At 42.4% G+C, this 22416-nt stretch carries 22 protein-coding genes; 1 reads left to right on the plus strand and 21 read right to left on the minus strand.

Translation table 11 applies throughout. The features are described from left to right. Positions 1-89: 89 nt before the first annotated feature. From Q0791_RS17080 to Q0791_RS17180, 21 genes are all read right to left on the minus strand, one after another. Positions 90-614, minus strand: a complete 525-nt coding sequence (locus Q0791_RS17080; RefSeq protein WP_299008947.1) for a Pycsar system effector family protein — start codon at positions 612-614, stop codon at positions 90-92. Beyond that, entirely contained in the window at positions 607-1566 is a 960-nt protein-coding gene (locus Q0791_RS17085) for an adenylate/guanylate cyclase domain-containing protein (protein WP_299008948.1), read from the minus strand. The genes Q0791_RS17080 and Q0791_RS17085 overlap by 8 nt, the downstream gene beginning before the upstream one ends. A 794-nt stretch (positions 1567-2360) precedes the next feature. Next, positions 2361-3791 carry a sigma-54-dependent Fis family transcriptional regulator gene (locus tag Q0791_RS17090; RefSeq protein WP_299008949.1) on the minus strand — a complete coding sequence of 477 codons (1431 nt, stop codon included), beginning with the start codon at positions 3789-3791 and terminating at the stop codon, positions 2361-2363. A gap of 275 nt (positions 3792-4066) precedes the next feature. Beyond that, a complete protein-coding gene (gene fliS, locus Q0791_RS17095) occupies positions 4067-4468 on the minus strand; it encodes a flagellar export chaperone FliS (protein ID WP_299008950.1) in 402 nt (133 codons plus the stop codon). 8 nt (positions 4469-4476) lie between these two features. Further along, entirely contained in the window at positions 4477-4833 is a 357-nt protein-coding gene (locus tag Q0791_RS17100) for a hypothetical protein (protein WP_299008951.1), read from the minus strand. Positions 4834-4946: 113 nt separating this feature from the next. Next, positions 4947-6311: a flagellar filament capping protein FliD gene (gene fliD / locus Q0791_RS17105; protein ID WP_299008952.1), complete on the minus strand. Its 1365-nt coding sequence runs from the start codon at positions 6309-6311 to the stop codon at positions 4947-4949. 362 nt (positions 6312-6673) lie between these two features. Further along, complete coding sequence (locus tag Q0791_RS17110) at positions 6674-8095, minus strand: flagellin (protein WP_299008953.1); 1422 nt, start codon at positions 8093-8095, stop codon at positions 6674-6676. 238 nt (positions 8096-8333) lie between these two features. Next, on the minus strand, positions 8334-9536 hold the full coding sequence (flgL, locus tag Q0791_RS17115; RefSeq protein WP_299008954.1) for a flagellar hook-associated protein FlgL: 1203 nt from the start codon (positions 9534-9536) through the stop codon (positions 8334-8336). A 45-nt stretch (positions 9537-9581) separates the two neighbouring features. Then, complete coding sequence (flgK, locus tag Q0791_RS17120; protein ID WP_299008955.1) at positions 9582-11516, minus strand: flagellar hook-associated protein FlgK; 1935 nt, start codon at positions 11514-11516, stop codon at positions 9582-9584. A 93-nt stretch (positions 11517-11609) separates the two neighbouring features. After that, a complete protein-coding gene (gene flgJ / locus Q0791_RS17125) occupies positions 11610-12626 on the minus strand; it encodes a flagellar assembly peptidoglycan hydrolase FlgJ (RefSeq protein WP_299008956.1) in 1017 nt (338 codons plus the stop codon). A gap of 29 nt (positions 12627-12655) precedes the next feature. Further along, on the minus strand, positions 12656-13795 hold the full coding sequence (locus Q0791_RS17130) for a flagellar basal body P-ring protein FlgI (RefSeq protein ID WP_299008957.1): 1140 nt from the start codon (positions 13793-13795) through the stop codon (positions 12656-12658). Then, positions 13795-14529, minus strand: coding sequence for a flagellar basal body L-ring protein FlgH (flgH, locus tag Q0791_RS17135; protein ID WP_299008958.1), 735 nt, complete (start codon positions 14527-14529; stop codon positions 13795-13797). The genes Q0791_RS17130 and flgH overlap by 1 nt, the downstream gene beginning before the upstream one ends. After that, a complete protein-coding gene (gene flgG, locus Q0791_RS17140) occupies positions 14510-15298 on the minus strand; it encodes a flagellar basal-body rod protein FlgG (RefSeq protein WP_298770820.1) in 789 nt (262 codons plus the stop codon). Before flgG ends, flgH begins: the two co-directional genes overlap by 20 nt. Positions 15299-15399: 101 nt before the next feature. Then, positions 15400-16143: a flagellar basal-body rod protein FlgF gene (gene flgF, locus Q0791_RS17145; protein WP_299008959.1), complete on the minus strand. Its 744-nt coding sequence runs from the start codon at positions 16141-16143 to the stop codon at positions 15400-15402. A 136-nt stretch (positions 16144-16279) separates the two neighbouring features. Beyond that, positions 16280-17638: a flagellar hook protein FlgE gene (gene flgE / locus Q0791_RS17150; protein ID WP_299008960.1), complete on the minus strand. Its 1359-nt coding sequence runs from the start codon at positions 17636-17638 to the stop codon at positions 16280-16282. A 65-nt stretch (positions 17639-17703) separates the two neighbouring features. After that, complete coding sequence (locus tag Q0791_RS17155) at positions 17704-18399, minus strand: flagellar hook assembly protein FlgD (protein WP_299008961.1); 696 nt, start codon at positions 18397-18399, stop codon at positions 17704-17706. 50 nt (positions 18400-18449) lie between these two features. Beyond that, positions 18450-18869, minus strand: a complete 420-nt coding sequence (flgC, locus tag Q0791_RS17160) for a flagellar basal body rod protein FlgC (RefSeq protein ID WP_299008962.1) — start codon at positions 18867-18869, stop codon at positions 18450-18452. 2 nt (positions 18870-18871) lie between these two features. After that, positions 18872-19270 (minus strand): flagellar basal body rod protein FlgB, encoded by a 399-nt coding sequence (flgB, locus tag Q0791_RS17165; protein ID WP_299008963.1) that lies wholly within the window; start codon positions 19268-19270, stop codon positions 18872-18874. A 160-nt stretch (positions 19271-19430) separates the two neighbouring features. Next, on the minus strand, positions 19431-20180 hold the full coding sequence (locus Q0791_RS17170; protein WP_299008964.1) for an ElyC/SanA/YdcF family protein: 750 nt from the start codon (positions 20178-20180) through the stop codon (positions 19431-19433). A 201-nt stretch (positions 20181-20381) separates the two neighbouring features. Continuing rightward, a complete protein-coding gene (locus tag Q0791_RS17175) occupies positions 20382-20918 on the minus strand; it encodes a DUF924 family protein (protein WP_299008965.1) in 537 nt (178 codons plus the stop codon). A gap of 40 nt (positions 20919-20958) precedes the next feature. Continuing rightward, complete coding sequence (locus tag Q0791_RS17180; protein WP_299008981.1) at positions 20959-21498, minus strand: GNAT family protein; 540 nt, start codon at positions 21496-21498, stop codon at positions 20959-20961. Positions 21499-21867: 369 nt separating this feature from the next. Here Q0791_RS17180 and Q0791_RS17185 point away from each other — a divergent pair, with 369 nt between their 5' ends. Continuing rightward, positions 21868-22377, plus strand: coding sequence for a zf-TFIIB domain-containing protein (locus tag Q0791_RS17185; protein ID WP_299008966.1), 510 nt, complete (start codon positions 21868-21870; stop codon positions 22375-22377). The last annotated feature ends 39 nt before the right edge of the window (positions 22378-22416 follow it).

The following is a 22416-nucleotide window of genomic DNA, read 5'->3' on the forward strand; positions in this document are numbered from 1 at the left end:
GACTGTTCAACTATTCAAAGCCTAGTTTACAAACGCAAACTAGGCAAATAATTATGGGTGTCTTTATTATTTTTCTTCAAATACATTCCTTACTCCTTTACTCTAGCTAAACAATAAGCACCAACTGGAGTAAGGAATGCTGATATTAATAACCAAGCAGCCATATTGAATTGGCTATATTTTATAAATGCAATTTTTGAGTTAATTACTATTTGATGTGATAAGTGCTCGTGAACTTTTTCAACCTTACTTTCACCTGTCATTTCAGTAATTAAATTTAGATAGCCTTTAGGAGAATATTTACAGGCACTTCCAAAAAATAGAGGATTCTCATTGTCGGTTTTTTCGGGAAACTTAATCCACCATGGTGGATTTATCCTCGGCAATAGGGATATTAATGATAAAATTAATGACCCCAATAATTGAATCAACACAAAGAGCGCATAAAAGAGCAGGCCGTCACTGAGGTTTTGAGTTCCTGATAGCAAGCGAATTATGCCAAAGGCTATTGCACAATTAATTGCAAGTAACGCTCCATTTTTTGCTTCAGCAAATTTAATCCAATCGTTTACATCTGAAAGAATACCCTCCAGAACTTCGCGCACATCAAGCATTTTCAATTTCCTTTACTTGAGTGAATATAACATCACCCCCATATACCTCACCGGAGTAATCTCTGACATTTAGATCTTTTTTCTCCCACCATCCGTTTTTAACAGCATTATCATTGGGGCAAGCTTTCTTTAAGCCGTCATATACTGCCTTGGTCATTAATATAGGGCTGTTTTCTATGCTATATGGCCCCATTGTTGACTTGTAAAATGAACAGAAATTCTCGTCTTTATGACGTAAATTTCTAGGGGATGTGGTTTCTAAAGCATCAATAAACTGATCATAGGTTTTATCTAACCAAACCCATTCATCAATGTATTTATAGTGATAACCCTCTCTCACGGAAGGAGTGGTATAGGATTCCTTCTTATGAGCTAAGTCAGTCAGCCGAGAAGCGACATTCGCAGGCCTCCCTAACCACACCAAACTGCGGTAGAACTCCTTTTCAGCACCTTGTTTAATTGCCCCTGACTTAGTAATTAACATCTTTCCGTAGTCTATTCCAATCCCACATTCGATCGTTGAAGTTGTAATATTCTTATCAAGGATATATTTGCATACACTGTTCATTAGAGTGGCTGTATTAACAGCATTTTTAAAGCAGTCTTCTTGGTCAAACACCACCATCACCCTATCACCGATAATATTTCTCACGTGACCACCATAGTAGCGGCCACACAAAATCATAGACCTTACAAAGGCTGAATATGTCTTTGCGAGAGTTTTAGGCTTTTTTGATGCGCTGATTTGGACTGAATTTCTTATATCAACGTAGAGCACGCAACTTTCAAGCCTTTTACATTTCTTCTTTTTGTCATCAAAATTATCAAAAGTAATATATGAGTCATCAAAGTTTGGGACAAACTTGGTATCTGTAATTTCAATATCAAAATCACTTGAAACAGTAGTCTTTACTTCTGAATCTATTGTTTCAAAAAAATCCTTTAGTGCCATATTACTTCCTGATTATGATGCCGAGGAGCCCTAACCTTTGTATAGTGCGCATGCGCGTTTTTCAAACCTATTATCTATTTTTATTGACACGTAACCCATTACTGTATAAGAATTATCGCTCAACTCTCTTCAACAACAAATAACTCCATTACCAACAAAAGCCAATTCAAAACATGCAGCAATGTTCACGAGAGCCCTGCTCTCTCTTTTTAAGAGTCATCACGTTAATTGTGGATTTCCAGTATTGAGATCCCCAACTCATTGTATTTCCATCTACCCAACCTTTATACAACCCCCATGCGCAAGTTACCCAGCCAAGATTCAACAAGCAAACCAGCACTTCCACACCGTCCCGCAAAATACCACCAACAAGCTACTTATGTAAACAAAATGTTTAATTCGGGGGTGTTGTCTATTGATCCCGCTCACAATTCTTGTTCAAAAGTTATCAATCTTAGTTAACCAACAAAACCAATCAAAAAAACATACCTCTTTTCTTTTGCTGTTGATTTTTGCTTTTAAATCCCAGTGTAGATGCATCTGCTAGTTTCGGTTTCATGGATGAAACCGTAAAGCGGCCAAGGATGGCTTCACAGCGTCTCGCAGAGGTATCTGCACAAACCACGCTGGAAGCGATAAATCCACATGAAGCTTCAATTAATAAACACACTTACTAAATAAACAAAAAGTCAAACTAACCATTCAAGCATTAACAATCCTTCAAGCATAAAAATGCCCAATAAACACTGTTTATTGGGCACGATTCATTTGACCATCAATCAAAATGAAAATAGTCAGTCTTTGCTTAAGCCATATTTGCGCATTTTCTCAACTAAGGTGGTGCGCCTGATCCCCAACATTTCAGCGGCTCTCGCCACTACATTATCTTGTTGATCCAATGCTTGGCGGATCATATCAATCTCAAGCTCTGCCAACATATCTTTTAAATTAACGCCTTCAGCAGGCAACTCACTGGGGAAACGCGTATCAGGTATATCAATGGGCTCGTCGCTAAAAATAGACGCCAATGCATCACGCTCTAATTGCTCTTCACTGACTTCCACACTGTATTCTGGCACATCGATATGACGATATTTAACGGGCAAATCATTCACATCCACTAAGCCGCCGGGATACAGTATGGTCAAGCGCTCAATTAAATTGGATAATTCACGCACATTACCTGACCAACCATGCTCTTTTAAGGATTCAATGGCTCTTTGTGTAAAACGCACTCGGCCTCGTCCTTCGTTAAACACACGACTCACCAGCTCTTGTAATAACAAGGGAATATCTTCTTTTCGCTGACACAGTGCCGGCATTTCAATAGGAAAGACATTTAAGCGATAATACAGATCTTCTCTAAAGTCACCGGCTTCAATCATAGCCTCAAGATTACGATGGGTTGCCGCCACCACTCTGACATCAGAAATAATAGACTTAACGCCTCCGACACGTTCAAAGACTTTCTCTTGCAACACACGCAATAATTTGACTTGCATTTGCAACGGCATATCACCAATTTCATCTAAGAAAAGCGTGCCTTTCTCTGCAAGCTCAAATCGCCCTTTACGGGTACTGATCGCTCCAGTAAATGAGCCTTTTTCGTGTCCAAACAGCTCACTTTCAAGCAATTCTGGCGGTATAGCGCCACAATTTACCGGAATAAAAGGCCCATTACGGCGACCCGATAAATAGTGAATATTACGTGCAACCACTTCCTTGCCTGTGCCTGATTGGCCTAATACCAACACAGTGGCATCAGAGCTCGCCACTTGATTGATCAAATGCCTCACATTGGCAATGCCTTCACTGCGGCCAACTAAACTTCTAAATAACTTGGTTTGATTGGCACTGGTTGGCACTTCTGGACGCTTAATTTGACCAAACACCTGACAAAAATGAAGCAGTTCAGTTAATTGTGGATAATTTAAGGGTTCTTCAATGCAGCCCAAAATATTTGAAGCTTTCGTCTCTTCAAATTGCCCTAAAAGCAATATAGGCTGCCAAGGTATTTTCGTCGCCAAAGACGGCAGCGATACAGATAACTGCGTCGCTGCTGGAATAACAACCGCTCTAAAGCGAGTTAACTTGGTATAATGTTCAAGCTTATCCTCATCGATAAACTCGACCTTTTCCCCCAAGAACTCAAATACGCAAGATAAGCGATTGGTTCGATCTGATTGGCTACCGACAAGTAAAATTCTTTGATCTGTTTGCATCATTCAGTACGGCCATAAAGTGCAAATATTGCTTCGCATTAATTATTAGTGTTGGTTGCTTAAATAATCGTGTATTACATTAACAAACTACACACAATCATTATGAAGATGAATAGTGTATTATCAGCTGCATATAAGCAAGCCTCTAATGAGATTTATCAGCTTCTCTTCCGTGTTTAGCCCAAAAAATCAACGAAACGCTCAAAATACGTCATATTATTGACTCCTGATAAGACAATAATATGTCAACAAGCTGGCAACGATTCGACCAAAGTATGTTACCGCTCAGATGATAATTGGTGCATTTCTGGTGGGATCCCATCCCAACCTTCTTTAATGACTTTTAAAATGTCCATCACATCATCAATGGCTTTCACATCATTATTCATATTGGCTGCGGACATTTGCTGCAACATAAAATCATACAAGGCATTGAGATTATTCGCGACTTCTCCTTCAACTTCCATGTTTAAACTGTCATTTAACCCTGACACTATACTCAAAGCCTTACCGATTGCTTCCCCCTTTTTAGCCCAATCTTTTTGCTCAATGGCGCACCTTGCTTGAGCTAATCGCTCCAGTGCGCCTGCAAATAACATTTGAATGATCTTATGGGGTGAGGCAACACTTATACCACTCTCAACAGATACCTTACGATATGATTGTAAAGAACTTCTCATATGACTCCCTACTTAGTTGTCGCTATCGTTTGATAAACATTTAGCTGACGTTTACTTTTATGATTAAATTGTAACGCAAATGAAAAATGGGATAAAATCGTTTTCGCCTGCGACTGAAACCTTTGCGTTAACTTAAGTTGCGCACGTAAATAAGACTCACTCCACTGAACAGCATTAGCGTCTTGTGCGAGCCCTAAGCTTAACTGCTGCTCCCTTTGTAAAATAAGAGTCTGTAACTTAACTATATTATTTTCATCCATGGTATTGTTTTCAGCAACATTCACTAGATCATCTAGCAGAAGCTGAATAGCCTTATTCAGTGAAACTAATGTTTGCTCGCATTTTTCAAGTTGATTTGTTATCACAGCCTCCTTTCATGCCATTTCAAAAAACTTGTTTCAAATGTTAATGCAATGATACTGATAAAGCACATTAACAAGGTGCAAAAATAGGCTAAAAAAGCCGCATTTTAGTGAGACTATTCATTATTTGACACGACACCTGGCAAGGAATTAAGGCGCTCTTGTAACTGACTCGATTGTGAGTTCAAACTGCCCACGACTAAGTCCATCGCGTTATATTGTTTCAATAAACGTGACTCATAAGCCGCCATTTTTAATGCAAATTGCTCGCGAGTATCGCTAAGTCGAAGCAATTGATTATCTATGGTTTCATCTCTTGCATCTAAGATCCCGCCAGCCTGTACGTAACTGGTGGCAAAACTATCAAGCTTAAACGCCAGTCCTGCCTCTTCTGTACTAAAGAGTGCATTGATATCACTTAATCCTGACTCAAGCGCGCTGTCCAATAGAGTGTCATTGACCTCAAGGGTGCCTTCTAATGTCGTCGTCACGCCGATTGACGCTAAGGTTAAGGCTTGAGTGGGCGTATCATAACTATTTGATATCATGCCTCTAAGCTGACTTTGCATACTGCGAGGCAATGCATCTCCTTGTAATATACCTGCTTGCTGAGTCTCTGCGTTGTAGCCTGACAAACCATTAATGGTCGTCATCATGGTATTGTAAGATTCCACAAAGCTGTTGATCTGGCTTTTAACACCGCTGATATTAGGCTCAACTTTAAGCACGGATGTCTCATCAAGATCAGCCTCTTTTAAGGTTAAAGTGACACCTGTGATGGCATTTTCCACTGTGTTTGAGCTTGACGTCACTTCAATGCCATCAATAGTGATAATGGCATTCTTCGCCGCGCGGAGCTCAGTCATGGTAAAAGTATCACTAATACCCGTGCCGCCATCAGTATCACTGCCTGTCACTGTGATCTGATTGTCGACTCCCGTCTCAGTGGACGTCATGATAAGCGAAGGACCATTATCACCATTAATAATAGTGGCGGTGACACCGGTATTATCGTCACTGGTATTAATCTTGTTCATCACAGACTCAAGTGTGTCATCAGCAATCACTTCAATGTCAAAGTGCTCACCATTTACATCGATATTGATATTGCCTTCGCCCAATGCAGCGCTGCTATCACTGACCGAAGCTGAGCCAATTTTTTGACTTTCGGCCAGTTGCTTTACTTGCAACTGATAACTGCCCGCGACTGCAGTTTCATCGACGCTGGCACTTAAATAAGTACTTTGTGATAAGCTGCTTTTTTGAGTCAAAAAGGTATTTGCATCCATTAAATCTTCAAGGGCTGTTTGAAATTCAGAAATGGCGCTTTTCAGCGAGCCGACAGCCGAAATTTGTGCATTGTATTTTCCTTCATCCACATCGAACTTGGCGGTTTTAGGGGCACTTTCTGCACCGACTAACGCCGAGACGATACCGTTAATATCCATGCCTGAACCAATGCCCACTGACGTAATTGCCATTGTCTTCCCCCTTTATATTTTGCAGGTTTATTCGGCGAGTTAGACTTGAGTGTCAATCAATAAGCCTTTTATCTCATCAAGCTTTTATTTTCCCCGCTCACGGCCTCAATAGGCGTCACTGTGTTTAATGCTATTAATCGAGACTCTGTGACATCAATTTCCATGGTATTTCCTTTTGAATAAGGCTTAATCAAAATGAAAAAACGAATATCGATACCACAAAACCATCAACACTTCATCGATAAACCTGAAAAGGAGAGCTTATGCTCTCCCTTTTTATTCAATCGCTTAAGTATAATCAATAGTCCTATGCTTAATGCTCAACGGGTCATGCATAGCGGATTGTGTTTAACCTAAAAGCATTAACCTAGAAGCGATAGCGCCGTTTGTGGCAATTGATTCGCTTGCGCCAACATAGACGATGAGGTTTGCGACAGAATTTGTTGCTTAGTCAAATCCGCCGTTTCTTTTGCAAAATCCACATCTTGAATACGGCTGCGAGCATCCGATACGTTGGTTTGAATATTGCTTAAGTTATTAATGGTAAAGTTCATGCGATTTTGCACCGCACCTAAATCGGCGCGTTGTGAGTCAATTGCACCAATCGCCGCATCAATCACGGCTAATGCATCTTGAGCACCACTGGCTGAGGTGATATCCACATCTTTAACGCTGGAAAGGGAAGAATTTCCACCCGCAGCTGTGATCACACCCGCATTACCACTTGCTGAAGTGACAGAAAATGCATCATCGGCAGAAAATGACAATTCTGAGTTAACAACAACCCCTGAAGCATCAACCGTTGCAGCGCTGCCCGCCTTTCCGTTAGTCACAGTTGCCATTTGCAAAGTACCACCAGCAGGCCCAACCGCTTTAATACCCGCAACATCATCCGCTTCAATGGATAATAGCCCTGTAGAAGCATCATAACTGGCTGAATAACCATCTTTACCTATATCGGTCGCCAACTCTTCTAAACTGCCATTATAACTACCGAGATCATATGCAGTATCACCTATCTCTAAGGTGCCTGTATCGGCAGCAGTAAAGCCGGATAATTGCACACTCGCACTCGCTTGAGCTGTTATGCCTGTATTTAATCCATTTAACGCTTCAGCGGCCTCTTGTGCATTCATAGCCGAAATATCCGTCGCCGTGGACGTGCCACTTGGGCCACTTAATACAATATCTGTTGCAGCAGTAGCGGTTCCATAAGCCGTACCTGCCGCAGCATCAATACCAAATACCGTACCCGCACCCGACATTTGATGCTGTCCTATGGCACTGGCCGACACATCACTAATGGACAGAGAAATGGTTTCGTTGGCGTTTGACCCCACTTGAAAACTTTGGGTGCCATAGCTGCCATCTAGCAGTTTTTGGCCACCAAAGGCCGTTGTTTCAGCAATACGCGTTAATTCCGTTTGCAATGCACTGATTTCTTTTTGCATGGCATCGCGGTCATCTTGAGAATTTGAACCATTTGCCGATTGCAAAGATAAATCCCGCATGCGTTGCAAAATATTGGTAGACTCTTGCATAGAGCCTTCGGCGGTTTGCGCAATTGAAATGCCGTCGTTGGCGTTACGCATAGCCACACCAATGCCATTAATTTGACTGGTCATACGGTTAGAAATTTGTAAGCCGGCAGCATCATCTTTGGCACTGTTGATCCGCAACCCTGAAGACAGACGCTCCATTGAGGTTTTTAGGCCGTTGTTCGCACTGTTTAGGTTGCCTTGAGACTTCATTGAAGTGACATTGGTATTGACTGTAATCGCCATGGTTAATTCCTCTTTACCTAGCTTTCGCTAGCCTTAACTACTGCCTGTCTACTCAAGTCAGGCCATTGAATTCATACCCGCAATACTTGAAGAGACATTTTCAAGTATCATTACAATCACTGTAACGGCAGCAAAGGTTTAAGCTTTAGGCATTTTTTTACAAATAGATAAAAAATCATCCTCTATTCGATCATTTTCCCCATATTTGTAAAACATCATAACCCATACTTTTAAAGCATCATAAATAGTCAAATAATGACACAGCATTAACTCGGCTAAACAGCTGTGAGGCGGCATTAAGGGACAATTGCTGTTTTTCAAATTCGGTAATGGCACTGGCAATATCGAGATCTTCGAGTAAAGATAGCGCTGAGGTATTGACCAGCTGAGTATTGATATGCACGTCTTTTGCTTTTTCTAATGCATTTAAATCATTACCCGCTTGTGATCGCCCAACAGCTAACTGCGCTTGACCACTGTCAATATTATTTAACAGTTGGTTAAATTCGGCTTGCCCTTGAGGACTATTCACCGCTTCTCCACTTTCAAGCAAACTTATCATGTTACTTAAGTTATCAAATAGATTATTACTGGACTCAGGGTTTAAGGTGACCGAATCCCCTGCCATAGGTGTGCCTTGCAATTGCACCGTTAAACCATTGTGGGTTATAGGCTGAGTTGTATCAATATTTGTCAGGCGCGTCACGCTACTCGAGGGGTCTGTTATATCAAGATTTAAGCCGCCTGCTCCATTATCAATAAAATCATACTGATATTGCCCTGATGTGTGAAGTGAACTGTCACTCACTTTGGCGCTTACTACATTAAATGAGCCTTGTTGGACTGAAGAATATTCTGCGCTGTAATCGCCCATCGTATTGGGCACCTTCATAAATACAGTGTCACCTGCAATGTTCGTGGCTAACGTGCTTTCAGGTGCAATGAGGGTTTCTCTCACACCCGCATCGCCACTGTAATGTATTTCACCATTGCTATCGAAGGCAAAAGGCGTCACGTCAGTATTAAAGCCTGAAAAAATGCTATTGCCCGCACTGTCTTTAGTGTTGGCTAAATTCACCAATTGCTTCAGACTCGATGTTAACTCATGGGTTAAGGCTTGCCTGTCTAAATCACTTAAACTGCCATTCACCCCTTGAAGCATTTTATCGCGCATGCTCTGCACCAGATTTTCGATACTGCCAAGGGTGCTTTCTGTCACCGATAAGCGCCCTGTTGCAATATCTATATTACTGATATATTGCTCGGCTTGAGTGCTTTGCTGTTTGATATTATCAATGGCGATGGCAGCCACAGGCGCATCACCTGCAGTGGACACTTTCTTGCCTGAGGATATCTGGCCTAAAATCTCATTGGCATTGGACTGGTGTTTCAGCACACTCGATGAGGTTTGATTAAACATTTGCGCGGTGGATATTCGCATCAAGACTTCCTTAACGTCATAATGAGTGATGGTTTTGCAAGTGTATTAACGCAGCGAGTTATAAAGTGTGTCAAAAATTTCTGTTGCCACAGTCATGATCTTTGCAGAAGCCGAGTAAGCTTGTTGATAGCGCATTAAATTGGCCGCCTCTTCATCTAAATTAACACCAGATGTAGACTGCACCCTGTCATAGGCTTGTGCATACACAGCATCGGCGGCAGTGCTTTCGACATCGGCGGTTTTTGTCTCGCTGCCAATGGCCAGCTTAGTATTTTCATACACATCGGTTAATGTGTCTTGCCCACCATTCATCAGCTTGAGTTCACTCAACGCCGCCATTTGCACTAAGTTGGTATTATCCCCTGCAGATTGGGATAAATCGAAGGTAAAAACTTCAGTGCCTGTGGCGCTAGAATCAATATCAAAGCTAAAGCCATAGGCACTAATACTTGGAGGGGTATAATTGACAGCGCCACCTAAAGACACGCCATCGACATCAAAGACCTCAAAGGTATTCGCGCTAAGATCAATACTGAAGGTTAATTCAGCTCCCGTCACCGGAAAACCAACGGCATTGGTATCATCAATGCTAGTTAAAGTGAGCCTTGTATTACCACTGTTAACCTCATCGGGCGTCACTTTAGGGCGAGCACTGGCAATAGCTGCAGGCGAGCTCATCACCAGATCAAAACCACTTGCAGCCCCTGCCGTTGGCCGCAACATGAAAGTATCGCTTGAGGCTAGAGTGCCACTGTCAATATCAAGACTAAAGCCATTGCCTCCCTCAAGAGTGTTACCATTGAGCGTTAAAGACGATGTCTTTCCAGAATTCATATCAGTTAATTCATAGCTTGAAGGGGAAGTGAACACTAACTTATATTCAGTCCCCGTTAATGCCGATGCATCATGAATGCTCACACTTAAACTTGCACTTCCTGTGTTATCACTCAATGGCCCTACACGCCCAAAAGCCATTTGAGGTGCGTTAATATCAGTAAATAGGTTCTGACCGAGTACACCGTTCAAATCTAGCCCTTGCGCTTGTAACGAATTAAAGGCATCACTGATCCCTAAGGCCATTTGATCAAGCTCAAGGGCAGCAGGCGTTAACACATCATCTCTGAAATCGGCGAGTGCACCTAATGTTCCCCCCAAAGAGGCGATATTCACCTTAATGTGGCTTACATCACTGCTACCTTTATTATCAGCAGCTGCCAGTATGTTAATATCATCAGGAAAAGGATCCCCCTGAGTCGTCGTCAAAGACATGGCCACTTCACCAGACACTAACATGACTGAGCCCCCCAGCATCACACTTTTGGCTCCCGTATCCAGCTCGACGACATTGACCTGAGCATATTCACTCAATTCTTTAATCAGGTTATCTTGAGCATCCAGCAACTGAGCATTATCACCTGTGGATTTCATCAACTCATTATTGATATTGGCAATTTCACTGCTGATTGCATTAACCCGCTCAGTAATCGCGACAATTTCATCATTAGTTTGCTGCATTTGTCCATCAAGCGATGTATGCATTTGTGACATGCTGCTGGCCAATTGCTCCGCTTGAGCAAGCACATTGGTGCGCAGCCCTAAATCATCTGGCGAGTCAGCTAAACTGTTTACACTTGTGTATAAATCATTGAGCCCTTGTACCGTCGCCTGTCCTGCTGATGAATATAATTGATCTAGCTGGGATGCTTTTGTATAACGTGTTTGCGCAGCACTGACTGCCGTTTGGCCAATGCGCAGCTCTTTAACGGCATAGTCATTATAAATACGTTTAACGTCACTAATGTAAGTGCCTGTGCCATAGAAATTCCCTCCAAAAGATTGAGCGTCAAGACTGGACTGAGAAGCCACTTGGCGGTTGTAACCTTCCGTATTGGCATTGGTAATGTTATTACTGGTCACGGCCAATTGGGATTGCGCGGCTTGCACACCCGTTCGAGCAATATTGAGTAAATCCACAGCCATCAACAGGCTCCTTTCTTTATAGAACGACTAAAAACACTCTATTCAATATTAGATTAACGGCAAATTGCGCCGTTCCTTGAGCTTTTTTCATCATTATCTCAACACAGCTCTAGGCAATAAATCTTGGGTGATTGATTTCAAGACTCTCATGACTTTATAGGTATATTGAGGATCCGTGGCGTAACCTGCATCTTGCAAGCCTTGAATAAACGACTTTGGCGTGCTGGCATTTTGTATCACAGCTTGATAGCGCTCTTCTCGTGTTAACAGATCCACAAAATCATCAAAGCTATGTTTGATATCATCATAGACGCGAAATGAGGCTGACTGCTTGATCTGTCGCCCCTGCTCAAATTCCAGTGTATCCACCACAGCGGTTTGCCCTTGCCAGCTCAAACCCGCCTTAATGTTAAACAGGTTATGACTCGTATTGCCTGCTTGGGTTTGAATGACTTTTTGTCCCCAGCCCGTTTCTAATGCCGACTGAGCCAATAAGACTTCCGCTTGGGTACCTAACCGCTTCGCTGCCTCAACGGCATAGGGATACAATTTCGCCACAAAAGCGGCAGGACTCGATATATTAAGATCAACTGAATCATTGGGAATGCTTTGATGATTATCAATAGCAAGATTGCATTGATTCAATGTAGCTCCCTCATCACCGATAGCGAGCTTATCAAACAAATTTGATGCTAAAGGCCTCTGACCACCTTGATCCACATCTATCTCAGTGGGCGCTTTAGGCATAAAATTTGGCGTATTGTTATCGGCTCTTAACACAGATGCAGGCAGGATTTGGCTGGTTTCAGGGGATAATTGTTGTACCATTAAATCCGATAAGCCTAACATGCCGTCACGGGATAAATTTAACGACATTTGTTGATCGTGCATCTGCTCATAAAACTGAGTGTACTGGCTGTTCAATGGACTATCGGCTTCAAATACCTTATTGGCATCACGCATGCTTTTCATCAGCATTTGCACAAAAATGCCTTCAAACTGCTGAGCCACTTGCTTTAATGCCTCAGGATCCTCTTTTTGGCTTTTTGAACGTAACGCCGCAAAACCATTCAAGTTTAAAAATTGTGATGCATCAGCGAACTTATCCATATATCAATTCCATTCTCCTTCCCTTATAGCTAAATCACAATGAGCTCACCGTGTAAGGCACCCGCCATTTTCAATGCCTCTAAAATAGCCAAAACATCAGAAGGTGCAGCCCCCACTAAATTAACCGCACGCACTAGCTCATCCAAGGTGGTGCCAGGATTAAACAAAAACATACGGCTGTCCTTTTCTGAAGCATTAATTTGGCTGTTTGACGTGATCACTGTCTCTCCATTGGCAAAAGGATTGGGTTGTGAAACCGCATTCGCTTCGGCAATGGTTACCGTCAAACCACCATGAGTAACCGCAGCAGGCAATAAACGCACATCTTTTCCCACCACTATGGTGCCTGTGCGAGAGTTAACGATGACTTTGGCCGACTCGTTAGCCATCTCAATTTGAATATTTTCTAATGTCGCCAAAAAAGACACCCGCTGTGACACGTCTCTTGGCGCACTGACCTGAATAGAGGTTCCATCAATAGCCCGTGCCATGCCAGGCCCCAGCAATGTATTAAGGGTATCGGCTACACTTTTCGCCGTTGAAAAATCAGCGCGATGTAAATTAAAAGTCAAATAGTCACCATTGCCAAAGGGGCTCAATACGGCTCGCTCCACTATCGCTCCATTTGGGATCCTGCCCACAGTAGGCGTATTTTGGATCACTTTAGAACCATCTAATCCTTCAGCACTAAAACCACTGACCACCATATTGCCTTGTGCAACGGCATACACTTTATCGTCCAAGCCTTTTAAAAAAGTTTGCAATAAAGTGCCACCTCTAAGACTTTTGGCTTCGCCCACACTTGATACTGTCACATCCATGGTTTGACCCGGTTTAATAAAGGCCGGCATAGTGGCATTCACCACAACCACGGCCACATTCTTTATTTTGGGCCTAAAATTAGCAGGTAAATTAATGCCAAAGTTTTTCAGCATAGTCGTAAAGGTTTGCTCGGTATAACGGGTTTTTTCTCCCGTGCCGGGCAATCCCACGACTAAACCATACCCCACTAATTGGTTATCTCGCACACCTTGCACATTGGCAATATCTTTAATGCGCTGCGCCTGAGCTAAAGGGGATACCCACAAATTGATGAACAATAAAATGAGAAACCATCCCCATCCTGCTCGGAATAGAAAAGAAGCAGATTTACATATTCCCATAGTCATTAAAATGGCCACCAGCTGCTATAAAAAAACTGACTCAACCAACCCACATTTTGTGAATCCGCAAAAGTGCCTGTACCACTGTATTGAATGCGAGCATTGGCCACACGAGGGGACTCAACTCGATTATCAGGGCTGATGTCTTCAGCACGAACAATGCCCGTGATCCGCACGAATTCATCACCATTATTAATAGAAATCCATTTTTCGCCTCGAATAACTAAATTGCCGTTACTCAATACTTGCATGACATTGGCAGAAATACTGCCCGCCAGACTATTACTTTGATCGGCATCGGCCTCTCGCTTCGTCTTCATGCTATCGGAATAATTAAGATCGATAGGGTTACCATGAATAGTGACATTTTTTCCCCCACCATAAAGTGGGGCTAAAGAGAGATCCGAGCCTTTACTGATCTCATTATTGGCACTTTTTTTTGCCGATGTGGACTCCATCAACACAACAGTGATGATATCGCCCACTTTATGGGCGCGAATGTCCGTGTAAAGGCTTGAAGATTGCTGCTCTTGGTATAAGGATCCCGTGGGCGCCATGGTTGTTGGCGGCGTCTCAGGATAAATAGGGGCATAGTAAGGATCGTCCGCAATGGGTTTACTTCGACTCGAGGTACAAGCCGACAGCCCAAGCAGAATTAGGCAAGCCAGAAACAGATGACGCCAAGGCGCACCCGATAAACAAGACGATAGCGTATCAGTCTTAAAGATTTTGATTAACATAAGAGAGCATCTGATCCACTGCAGTTATCACTTTTGAATTCATTTCATAAATACGCTGACTTTCAATCAAGTTAACCAGCTCTTCAGTCACATTCACATTGGAGGTTTCAAGGGCGCCTTGACGTATCGCTCCCATACCATCCAATGCTGCAGTGCCTTCAATGGGGGCGCCACTGGCTCCTGTTTCAATGTATAAATTTTGCCCTTGGGGTTCTAAACCACTGGCATTAATAAAGTCAGCCATATTCAGCTGACCCAAAATTTGATTTTCAGCTTCGCCGCTAACTTTCACCGACACTTCACCTTCTGAAGACACGGTAATACTGGTAGCATCTTCAGGAATGGTGATCCCAGGTTGCACCACAAACCCCGATCCCGATGTGACAATTTGACCCGTTTCATCCAGTGAAAATTGACCACTTCGTGTATAAGCTGCGCTACCATCTGGCATTTGCACCTCAAAAAAACCGGGACCTTCAATCATTAGATCCAACGAATTATCCGTCGTCACCATATTGCCTTGGCTAAAGACTTTTTGCGTCGCGACAACTTTAGTCCCTGCGCCAATATTGAGTCCATTAGGTAATTTCGTATTGGCCGCACTGACTCCACCGGCCTGATTCACTGTCTGATACAGTAAGTCTTCAAACACTGCTCGGCTTTTCTTAAATCCGACAGTGCTGGCATTGGCCACATTATTAGACACTACGGCAATATCTGTTTGCTGAGCATCGAGTCCCGTTTTACTTATCCATAACGCTGGATGCATATTCCTCACCCCTTACTGATTTAGCACACTTATTGATTTCGCCCAATTCGCCAAATATAAAGCGAAAACATTATTCTTATTGTTATCTTTATTAATAGAATCTAACTAACACGCATCAATGATGCCGAGGCTTTATCATTATCTTCAGCGGTTTTCATTAACTTTACTTGCATTTCAAATTGACGCTGAATATCGATCATTGACACCATTTCATGGACCGCATTTACATTTGAACCTTCAACGGCGCCGCTTTCGACCCTGACATTCTCATTGGCTGGCGCCCTGTTGCCAGAGAGCAAACGAAATAACCCATCCTCACCCCGCATCATGTTGTCATTGCCAGGGTTAACGAGTTTTATCTGCGCCACTTCTTCAACCACATCACCCGTGGCCCCAAGGGGACGTACCGAAATAATACCGTCTTGAGATATTTGAACTTTATCAATGGGAAGCGGTAAAATAATAGGGCCATTCCCTCCCATAATGGGTGTGCCTCTATCATTTCGAAGTAGTCCTGTGGCATCAAAACTTAAGCTACCAGAGCGAGTATAGGCTTCTTCACCGTTAGGCGTTTGTACGGCTATCCAACCATCACCTTTCACGGCAATGTCTAAATCCCGCCCTGTGGTTTTTATTGCACCTGGCGTAAAATTCGATGCAGGCAGTTCTGTCATTGCAAACACACGTGTGGGCAATCCTTCACCAAAAGCTTGCATTGAACGAGCTTGCACCAGATCCGACTTGAAACCATCAGTATTGGCATTCGCCAAATTATTGGCGCTTACGGCTAACGCATTCATATTCTGCTTTGCGCCGCTCATGGCGATATACAGTAATTTATCCATTCATGACTCCGAACATCAGCTAGTGCTCTTCATTAGTGGCAACGCCTTACCTTTAATAGAGCAAGGAGCAAGCTTTATGCCACCTTCATGGCGGCAAGTGCTTGCCGCACTTATTGATAGCAGAAATAGCGACACATTATCGGATCTGCAATATGGTTTGCTGAAGCGTATTATTCACTTCAAGGGTTCTTGAGTTGGCTTGGTAATTTCGCTGAGCAGAAATGAGATCGACCAGTTCGTTATTTAAATCAACATTTGACTGCTCCAATGCCGATGAGGTGATATCACCAAAGGTGCCACTATTGGCCTCACCCGCTAGAGCCGCACCTGAGTCTAAACTGGCCTTCCATGAAGTATTGCCCACTTGAGTTAACCCTTGTTCATTGGCAAAACGCGCCAATGCGACTCGCGCTAGAGGTACCGCAGTGCCATTGCTGTAACTGGCCACAATGAGACCATCAGAGCCAACCTCAACATTGGTTAAACGGCCAACGGTGGTGCCATCTTGAGTCAGCTGCGTTGCCTCTGAAACGCCCGCATATTGAGTAGGATTATTAAAAGCAATCGTTAACGTCTGCGCGCCATCTGTGCCCGCTCCTAAAACACCCGCTCCTCCTACGCCTAAGGATTCAGTGGTGATCGTCGCCGGTGTGCTTCCCGTATAACTGCCTACATCATTGAAGGTCAACACCGCCCCTTGCCAACCCGCTGTTGTTTGAGCATTAGCTGTGGTATCGGCTGCGCCGTCTCCAGTGCTGTCAATATTGTAGGCCGCCGCGCCATCGACATTCACAGGCTCGCCATCCACAGCGTAAAAAGCCACCCAATTACTTTCACCGGTATAAGCTGCACCCTCTGGGCGAACAAAATACGAACTTAAAATATGCGGCTCACCTAAAGAGTCGTACATAGTCACAGACGTCGAATAATTAAAGGTCCCTCTATCATTAGGATCAAATGCACTCACATTCAGCGCATCATCTCCTGCATTAAGGTTCATCTGTAATCCAATGTTTTCAGTCATCGCGGGACTTCCTGCCGTATCCGGAATTTGCACAGGACCTGTAGTCGTTAAACTCACTGCGGTAGACTTTCCCTCATCATCAACCGGAAAGGTCTGTAAAAAGTTACCTTGTGAATCCGAAATATAATTATTAGCATCAACTTTAAAGTCACCAGCACGAGTAAATGAGAAATCTTGATTGTCTATGCCAGAAGAGGTCACAAAAAAACCGCCACCGCCAATAGCCATATCAAGGGCATTATTGGTAAACTGCAAGCTGCCTTGATGAAATTGTTGGGCCACTTGCGTGGTAGTGACGCCTCCTCCCACTGCGGTTTTCGCATTAGAAAAAATAGAATTAGCATACACATCGGCAAATTCAGTGCGTGACTCTTTAAAGCCCGTAGTATTCACGTTAGCAATATTATTTGCTGTGGTGTCTAAATCTTTTTGTGCGGCAGAAATACCACTAAGTGCAATATTAAACGACATATCCCCATCCCTTTTTCTACTTTATTTTGTCTTTTTTATTTTTCAGTCGTGAACGTGAACAAAAGCTATGATTCAGACACCGCCAATACGTCTCCCATTTGTATACCTCCGAGTCCACGCAAATTGAGTATGGCGCCAGTATCAGCTGTCCCTAAAGACACACTGGTCACATGAGCATAAGTGGAAACAGGTAACTCTTGACTCTCACCGTCTATTCTTCCGCTGGCCTTAATCTTGTAACTGCCTATAGCGACCGCTTCTCCATTAGCATCCAGTCCATTCCAACTCAGATCTATGTTGCCTCCCGCGCTGCCATCGACAATATAGCTGGTCACCAAAGCGCCATTGGCATCTTCAACTCGCACAGTGATCTCATTAATCGCCTCAGGTGTACTCACAACCGAATTCAATGTCGAATCTTGCTCAGAAATATAACCTGTATCTGAGGGAATAAGGACTTTTTGCCCCACTAAACTGGATGCTTCCAACGCTTGACTCGATGTCATAATGGCATTGAGACCCACAATCTCATCATTTAACTTATTGATCCCATCGGCAGTAGAAAACGAAGTTAATTGCTGCACCATTTGATCATTCTCAACGGGCTTGAAAGGGTCTTGCATGGAGAGTTCTTGAGTCAACAAAGTTAAAAAATCTTCTTGAGTCAGCTCTTGATTATTTTCTTCTGGGATCACAGACTCTGTTGGCAGTCTCAAAGCGTCTAAAAAAGGATTTCCCGTTACTATACTGGATGTGCTCATACAAGACCTCTTCTATAACCATATGGAATACTTACAATAATGCATAACATTTATGATTTCCCTAATTTTAAGGTTTGCTGCAACATGCTTTTAGCCGCATCGGTCACTTGCACGTTCATTTGGTAAGAACGAGATGCAGAGATCATGTCAGCCATTTCTTCCATCACATTCACATTGGGTTTGTAAATAAAGCCATCAGTATCCGCCATAGGATGATTCGGAGAGTACGTTTTCGTCAAAGGTAAATCACTTTCAACTATGCCTTTTACTGCCACGCCCACCGAAGACTGTTGCTGCTTGGTCGCTTTTTCCATACTGGCTTCAAAAATAGGATGTCGAGCACGATACGTGCTATCAACACTGCTAGAAACCGAATCGGCATTAGCAATATTACTGGCTGTGGTATTTAGCCTCACAGACTGGGCGGACATTCCGGATCCCGCCACATTAAATATATTAAATAAGCCCATGATTATTCCCCTCTAATGGCTTTTTTTAATCCCTTGAAACGACTGTCTAAAAATCCCAATGACATCTGATATTCCAAGGTGTTTTGCATAAATGCCGATTGCTCCTGCTGCATATCGACAGTATTCCCGTCCCCGGTATCAGGCTGAGTCGGTATACGGTATCCCGGCGTCTGTTGTGATAGCGCTTTTAAGTCAAAATGCTTATTATGACTCTTGACCATTTGCAGCCCGTTTTGTTGGCGACTAGCAGCAGCGAGTGCCTTATTAAAGTCAATATCACGCGCTTTATATTGTGGCGTATCCGCATTGGCAATGTTGGAAGACAAGACTTCTGCCCGTTGAGATCGCACCCCTAGAGTATGTTGATGAACCCCTAAGGCTTTATCAAAGTTAATCGCCATAATTTTGCCTTCTGATATTGAATAGAAAATATTAAGCAATTGATGTGCCATAGAATAAGTTGACATGAGATAAGGACGATAAAAAACGGGATCGTCATTTAAAATCAAAGTTAAAGACTCAAGCTGGTCATCACATGCGGCAAGGCATTGCCATGTAACGCTATGATTTAAGCCTCATCCATAATAGGCCAATCCATTCGTGAAATGCAGTAGCAGACATCTGCAAATAACACTCTTGAGGATAAAAATAAGAAAATGATAAAGTGCCATTTCTCTTTCGACTCACATGCATAGTCGGCGCAGGGATGACTGAGATCTTCTCTTTTTGATAAAACGCCATGGTTCTCCGCATATGGCTGGCTGTTGTCACCACAGCGACGGGCTGATTATTAATCCTTTCACTGATTAATTTCACTTCTTCTTCAGTATCTCTTGGGGTTTCAAAAACCTCAATACACTTTTCAGGTATGCCTAGCGCTAGAGCGAGCTCTTGATGCATGGCCGCCGTTGAACGCGTACGGCCTAAGCTACTGTATCCCGATAACAAGATAATGGCCTGAGGGTTCAAATGCCAGATCCGCACGGCTTCAACCATTCGAATACAAGAGGTATAACTTAATTGACTCGTTATAGGCAAAGAAGCGTCCTCAACATGACCTGCTCCCAATACATGTATAAAACTAACAGGTGTGTTTGAATAAGCTGAATAGCGAAATTCAAGGGGCTTTAATAAACCAAAAGCAACAGGCTTAAGACTCAATAAATAGAGAAAAACAACACTTAACCCCAGCAAAGCATAGCCTAAGGTAAAATCAGATAAATAAACAAAAATCAAAGCAAGCAGAATAACACCTAAACAAGCTGGTAAAGGTTTTAATAAATGACCTAACACCCATTTAATATAAAACATCTCAACCTCAATGATGCCCACTATCAATATTTTTACTCAGCAGCTTAAGCAAAAAAGTGGCTCACATCCCTTATGACTAAAACTTAAGTGTAGTTCTCCTGAAAAGAATGAGTAGTTAGCCTACAAAATCATCTCCTCTCTTTATTAACACTACTGTCTCAAAATAAAGTGTCCGATGGTATTAGACCAAAACAATCATCTTTAAAAATGTGAATTGGGTTGTTTAAGAAAGGCAAGTTCATCAGCTGTGGACTCTCGACCTAAAATGGCATTTCGATGGGGATAGCGACCAAACCTGTCAATAATCGCCTTATGCTGATGTTCATAATCCACGCTCGATTCCACGGCTCTTTGTTTAAACAAAGGCAACGCCATTTCATGAATGAGTCTTGATTCACTGTGCATCATAGGCATATACAAAAAACTGCACTCTATAGAGGTTAATGCTTTATCTGCCCTGTGCGCAATCGCCTCTTGGCATAAAGCCAATGCCAATGAATCACATTCAAAGGCTTGAGGGGTATCGCGAAACATATTTCTTGAAAACTGATCAAGCACAATAATTTCGGCTAATCGCCCTTTGGCTGTTTGCCGCCAAGCATAGAGTTCACAACGACTCGCCTGATGATGTATCTGCGCAAATTGTTCTCGAATGCTTTGGTCAAATATGGGATCTTTTTCCCACCACTGAGCAGGCTTTATCTCTTCAAACCAAAATTGCAAAACTTTTTGGTACATAAGGTTTCCTTTGTCTAATTAGCTCAACAGAAAGCGCCGTCTAGGCTTGGTACTCTGATTTGAGTAAAGCATAAACATACTCATCTGCCCAAGCCCCTTTAAAAAATACACTTTTAATAAAATGGGCTTCTTGTCGAAAATGAAGCCTTTCAACTAATTGGCATGAAGCACTGTTTTGAGTATCAATAATCGCTATCACTCGGTGTTTATTCAGCGTATTAAAAAGATAGGCTAGCAATGCTTTTACTGCTTCATATGCAATTCCTTTCCCCTGAAACTGTGGTGCTAACGTAAAGCCTATTTCAACTTGTTGTTCATCAATAAAATGCACCGCTAAATCACCAAACAATACTTCTGAGTCACGGTCACTAATCGCTAACTGGTACCAGCAAGCTTTTTGCCCAAAAGACGCATAATCCGTTCCCGCTAATAATACTTGTGCATCCGCCAAGCTATAATCTTCATTCCAACTTTGATACTCAGCCACTGCTGGTATAGATCGATATTGGCTAAAAGCCAAAAGATCATTTTCAGACAAGGCTTTTATCAATAAACGTTTCGTGATTAACTCAGGACACATATCAATACCATTATGAATAATAATTAACGCTAAAATATCAGGATAAAAAATAATAAACAACAGAGGGTTAATCTATAAAATCAAGAATGAAAGGCATTAGAAATAATCCCAATTGTACGCACTGTTGCTCCCTTTATTGCTGATATTACAACCATGAATTGGCAAGGGTTTTAATTTTTTAATGGAATAGTCTCATTAGCTTAGATTGCTATCCTCATTGAAGTAGACTATTTTTTAAGTCATATACCTTTTATGAAAATCATATAAGTTTAATTATTTTAGATATCATTCTGGTTTCTATTGCACTGCCTATTATTGGATGCGCCATACAGAATAGAAAAAATAACTGGAACACATGGAAGACTCATCATGCGATGCCCAAGAACTGGAACCCCCCTTAAAGCTGTTAAAGTCGGCGGAATTACAGTCGATATTTCCACCGCTTGCGGCGGTGTATTCTTCGATCACTTAGAATTACAACATTTTGATGAAAAACATGAACAACGTGGTCAAGTATTAGCCGATCATTTAAAACAATTCATTCCAATGAAAATTGATTTAAGTCAACGAATAAGGTGCCCTAAATGTATCAAGATTACGATGCAAAGGCATTTCTATAGTCCGAAAAACATTATTGAAATAGACGAATGCCCAGGTTGCGGTGGATTATGGCTTGATTACGGTGAACTTGAAAAAATAAGAACACTTTTTCCCACCAAGGCAGACAGGGACAATGCGGCTAAAGAATTTGAAGAAAACATACTTCACAGTTCTGAATACCGAGATCACATGCAACATTTAGAAGCTAAAGAAGCAATGGCTAAAAGAATAAAAAACATTAAGCAAGTCAACTCTTTTTTGTACTTGTTTAATCCCTAGTCCCCACAAAGACAACATCAATGACCAATAACCAATAAC

This window comes from uncultured Shewanella sp. (assembly GCF_947495455.1).
Classification (GTDB): Bacteria; Pseudomonadota; Gammaproteobacteria; order Enterobacterales; family Shewanellaceae; genus Shewanella.

Excerpts from the sequence above, each read along its gene's own strand:
- flgC (WP_299008962.1), bottom strand. The coding sequence starts at position 18,869 with ATGGGCTTATTTAATATATTTAATGTGGCGGGATCCGGAATGTCCGCC.
- flgF (WP_299008959.1), bottom strand. The coding sequence starts at position 16,143 with ATGGATAAATTACTGTATATCGCCATGAGCGGCGCAAAGCAGAATATG.
- Q0791_RS17130 (WP_299008957.1), bottom strand. The coding sequence starts at position 13,795 with ATGACTATGGGAATATGTAAATCTGCTTCTTTTCTATTCCGAGCAGGA.
- Q0791_RS17090 (WP_299008949.1), bottom strand. The coding sequence starts at position 3,791 with ATGATGCAAACAGATCAAAGAATTTTACTTGTCGGTAGCCAATCAGAT.
- fliS (WP_299008950.1), bottom strand. The coding sequence starts at position 4,468 with ATGAGAAGTTCTTTACAATCATATCGTAAGGTATCTGTTGAGAGTGGT.
- Q0791_RS17180 (WP_299008981.1), bottom strand. The coding sequence starts at position 21,498 with ATGTGTCCTGAGTTAATCACGAAACGTTTATTGATAAAAGCCTTGTCT.
- Q0791_RS17080 (WP_299008947.1), bottom strand. The coding sequence starts at position 614 with ATGCTTGATGTGCGCGAAGTTCTGGAGGGTATTCTTTCAGATGTAAAC.
- Q0791_RS17185 (WP_299008966.1), top strand. The coding sequence starts at position 21,868 with ATGCGATGCCCAAGAACTGGAACCCCCCTTAAAGCTGTTAAAGTCGGC.
- flgH (WP_299008958.1), bottom strand. The coding sequence starts at position 14,529 with ATGTTAATCAAAATCTTTAAGACTGATACGCTATCGTCTTGTTTATCG.
- Q0791_RS17110 (WP_299008953.1), bottom strand. The coding sequence starts at position 8,095 with ATGGCGATTACAGTCAATACCAATGTCACTTCAATGAAGTCTCAAGGC.
- flgG (WP_298770820.1), bottom strand. The coding sequence starts at position 15,298 with ATGCATCCAGCGTTATGGATAAGTAAAACGGGACTCGATGCTCAGCAA.
- Q0791_RS17155 (WP_299008961.1), bottom strand. The coding sequence starts at position 18,399 with ATGAGCACATCCAGTATAGTAACGGGAAATCCTTTTTTAGACGCTTTG.
- flgJ (WP_299008956.1), bottom strand. The coding sequence starts at position 12,626 with ATGGATAAGTTCGCTGATGCATCACAATTTTTAAACTTGAATGGTTTT.
- Q0791_RS17085 (WP_299008948.1), bottom strand. The coding sequence starts at position 1,566 with ATGGCACTAAAGGATTTTTTTGAAACAATAGATTCAGAAGTAAAGACT.
- fliD (WP_299008952.1), bottom strand. The coding sequence starts at position 6,311 with ATGGCAATTACGTCAGTGGGCATTGGTTCAGGCATGGATATTAACGGT.
- flgL (WP_299008954.1), bottom strand. The coding sequence starts at position 9,536 with ATGCGAATATCCACCGCGCAAATGTTTAATCAAACCTCATCGAGTGTG.
- flgE (WP_299008960.1), bottom strand. The coding sequence starts at position 17,638 with ATGTCGTTTAATATTGCACTTAGTGGTATTTCTGCCGCACAAAAAGAT.
- flgB (WP_299008963.1), bottom strand. The coding sequence starts at position 19,270 with ATGGCGATTAACTTTGATAAAGCCTTAGGGGTTCATCAACATACTCTA.
- flgK (WP_299008955.1), bottom strand. The coding sequence starts at position 11,516 with ATGGCTGTGGATTTACTCAATATTGCTCGAACGGGTGTGCAAGCCGCG.
- Q0791_RS17175 (WP_299008965.1), bottom strand. The coding sequence starts at position 20,918 with ATGTACCAAAAAGTTTTGCAATTTTGGTTTGAAGAGATAAAGCCTGCT.
- Q0791_RS17170 (WP_299008964.1), bottom strand. The coding sequence starts at position 20,180 with ATGTTTTATATTAAATGGGTGTTAGGTCATTTATTAAAACCTTTACCA.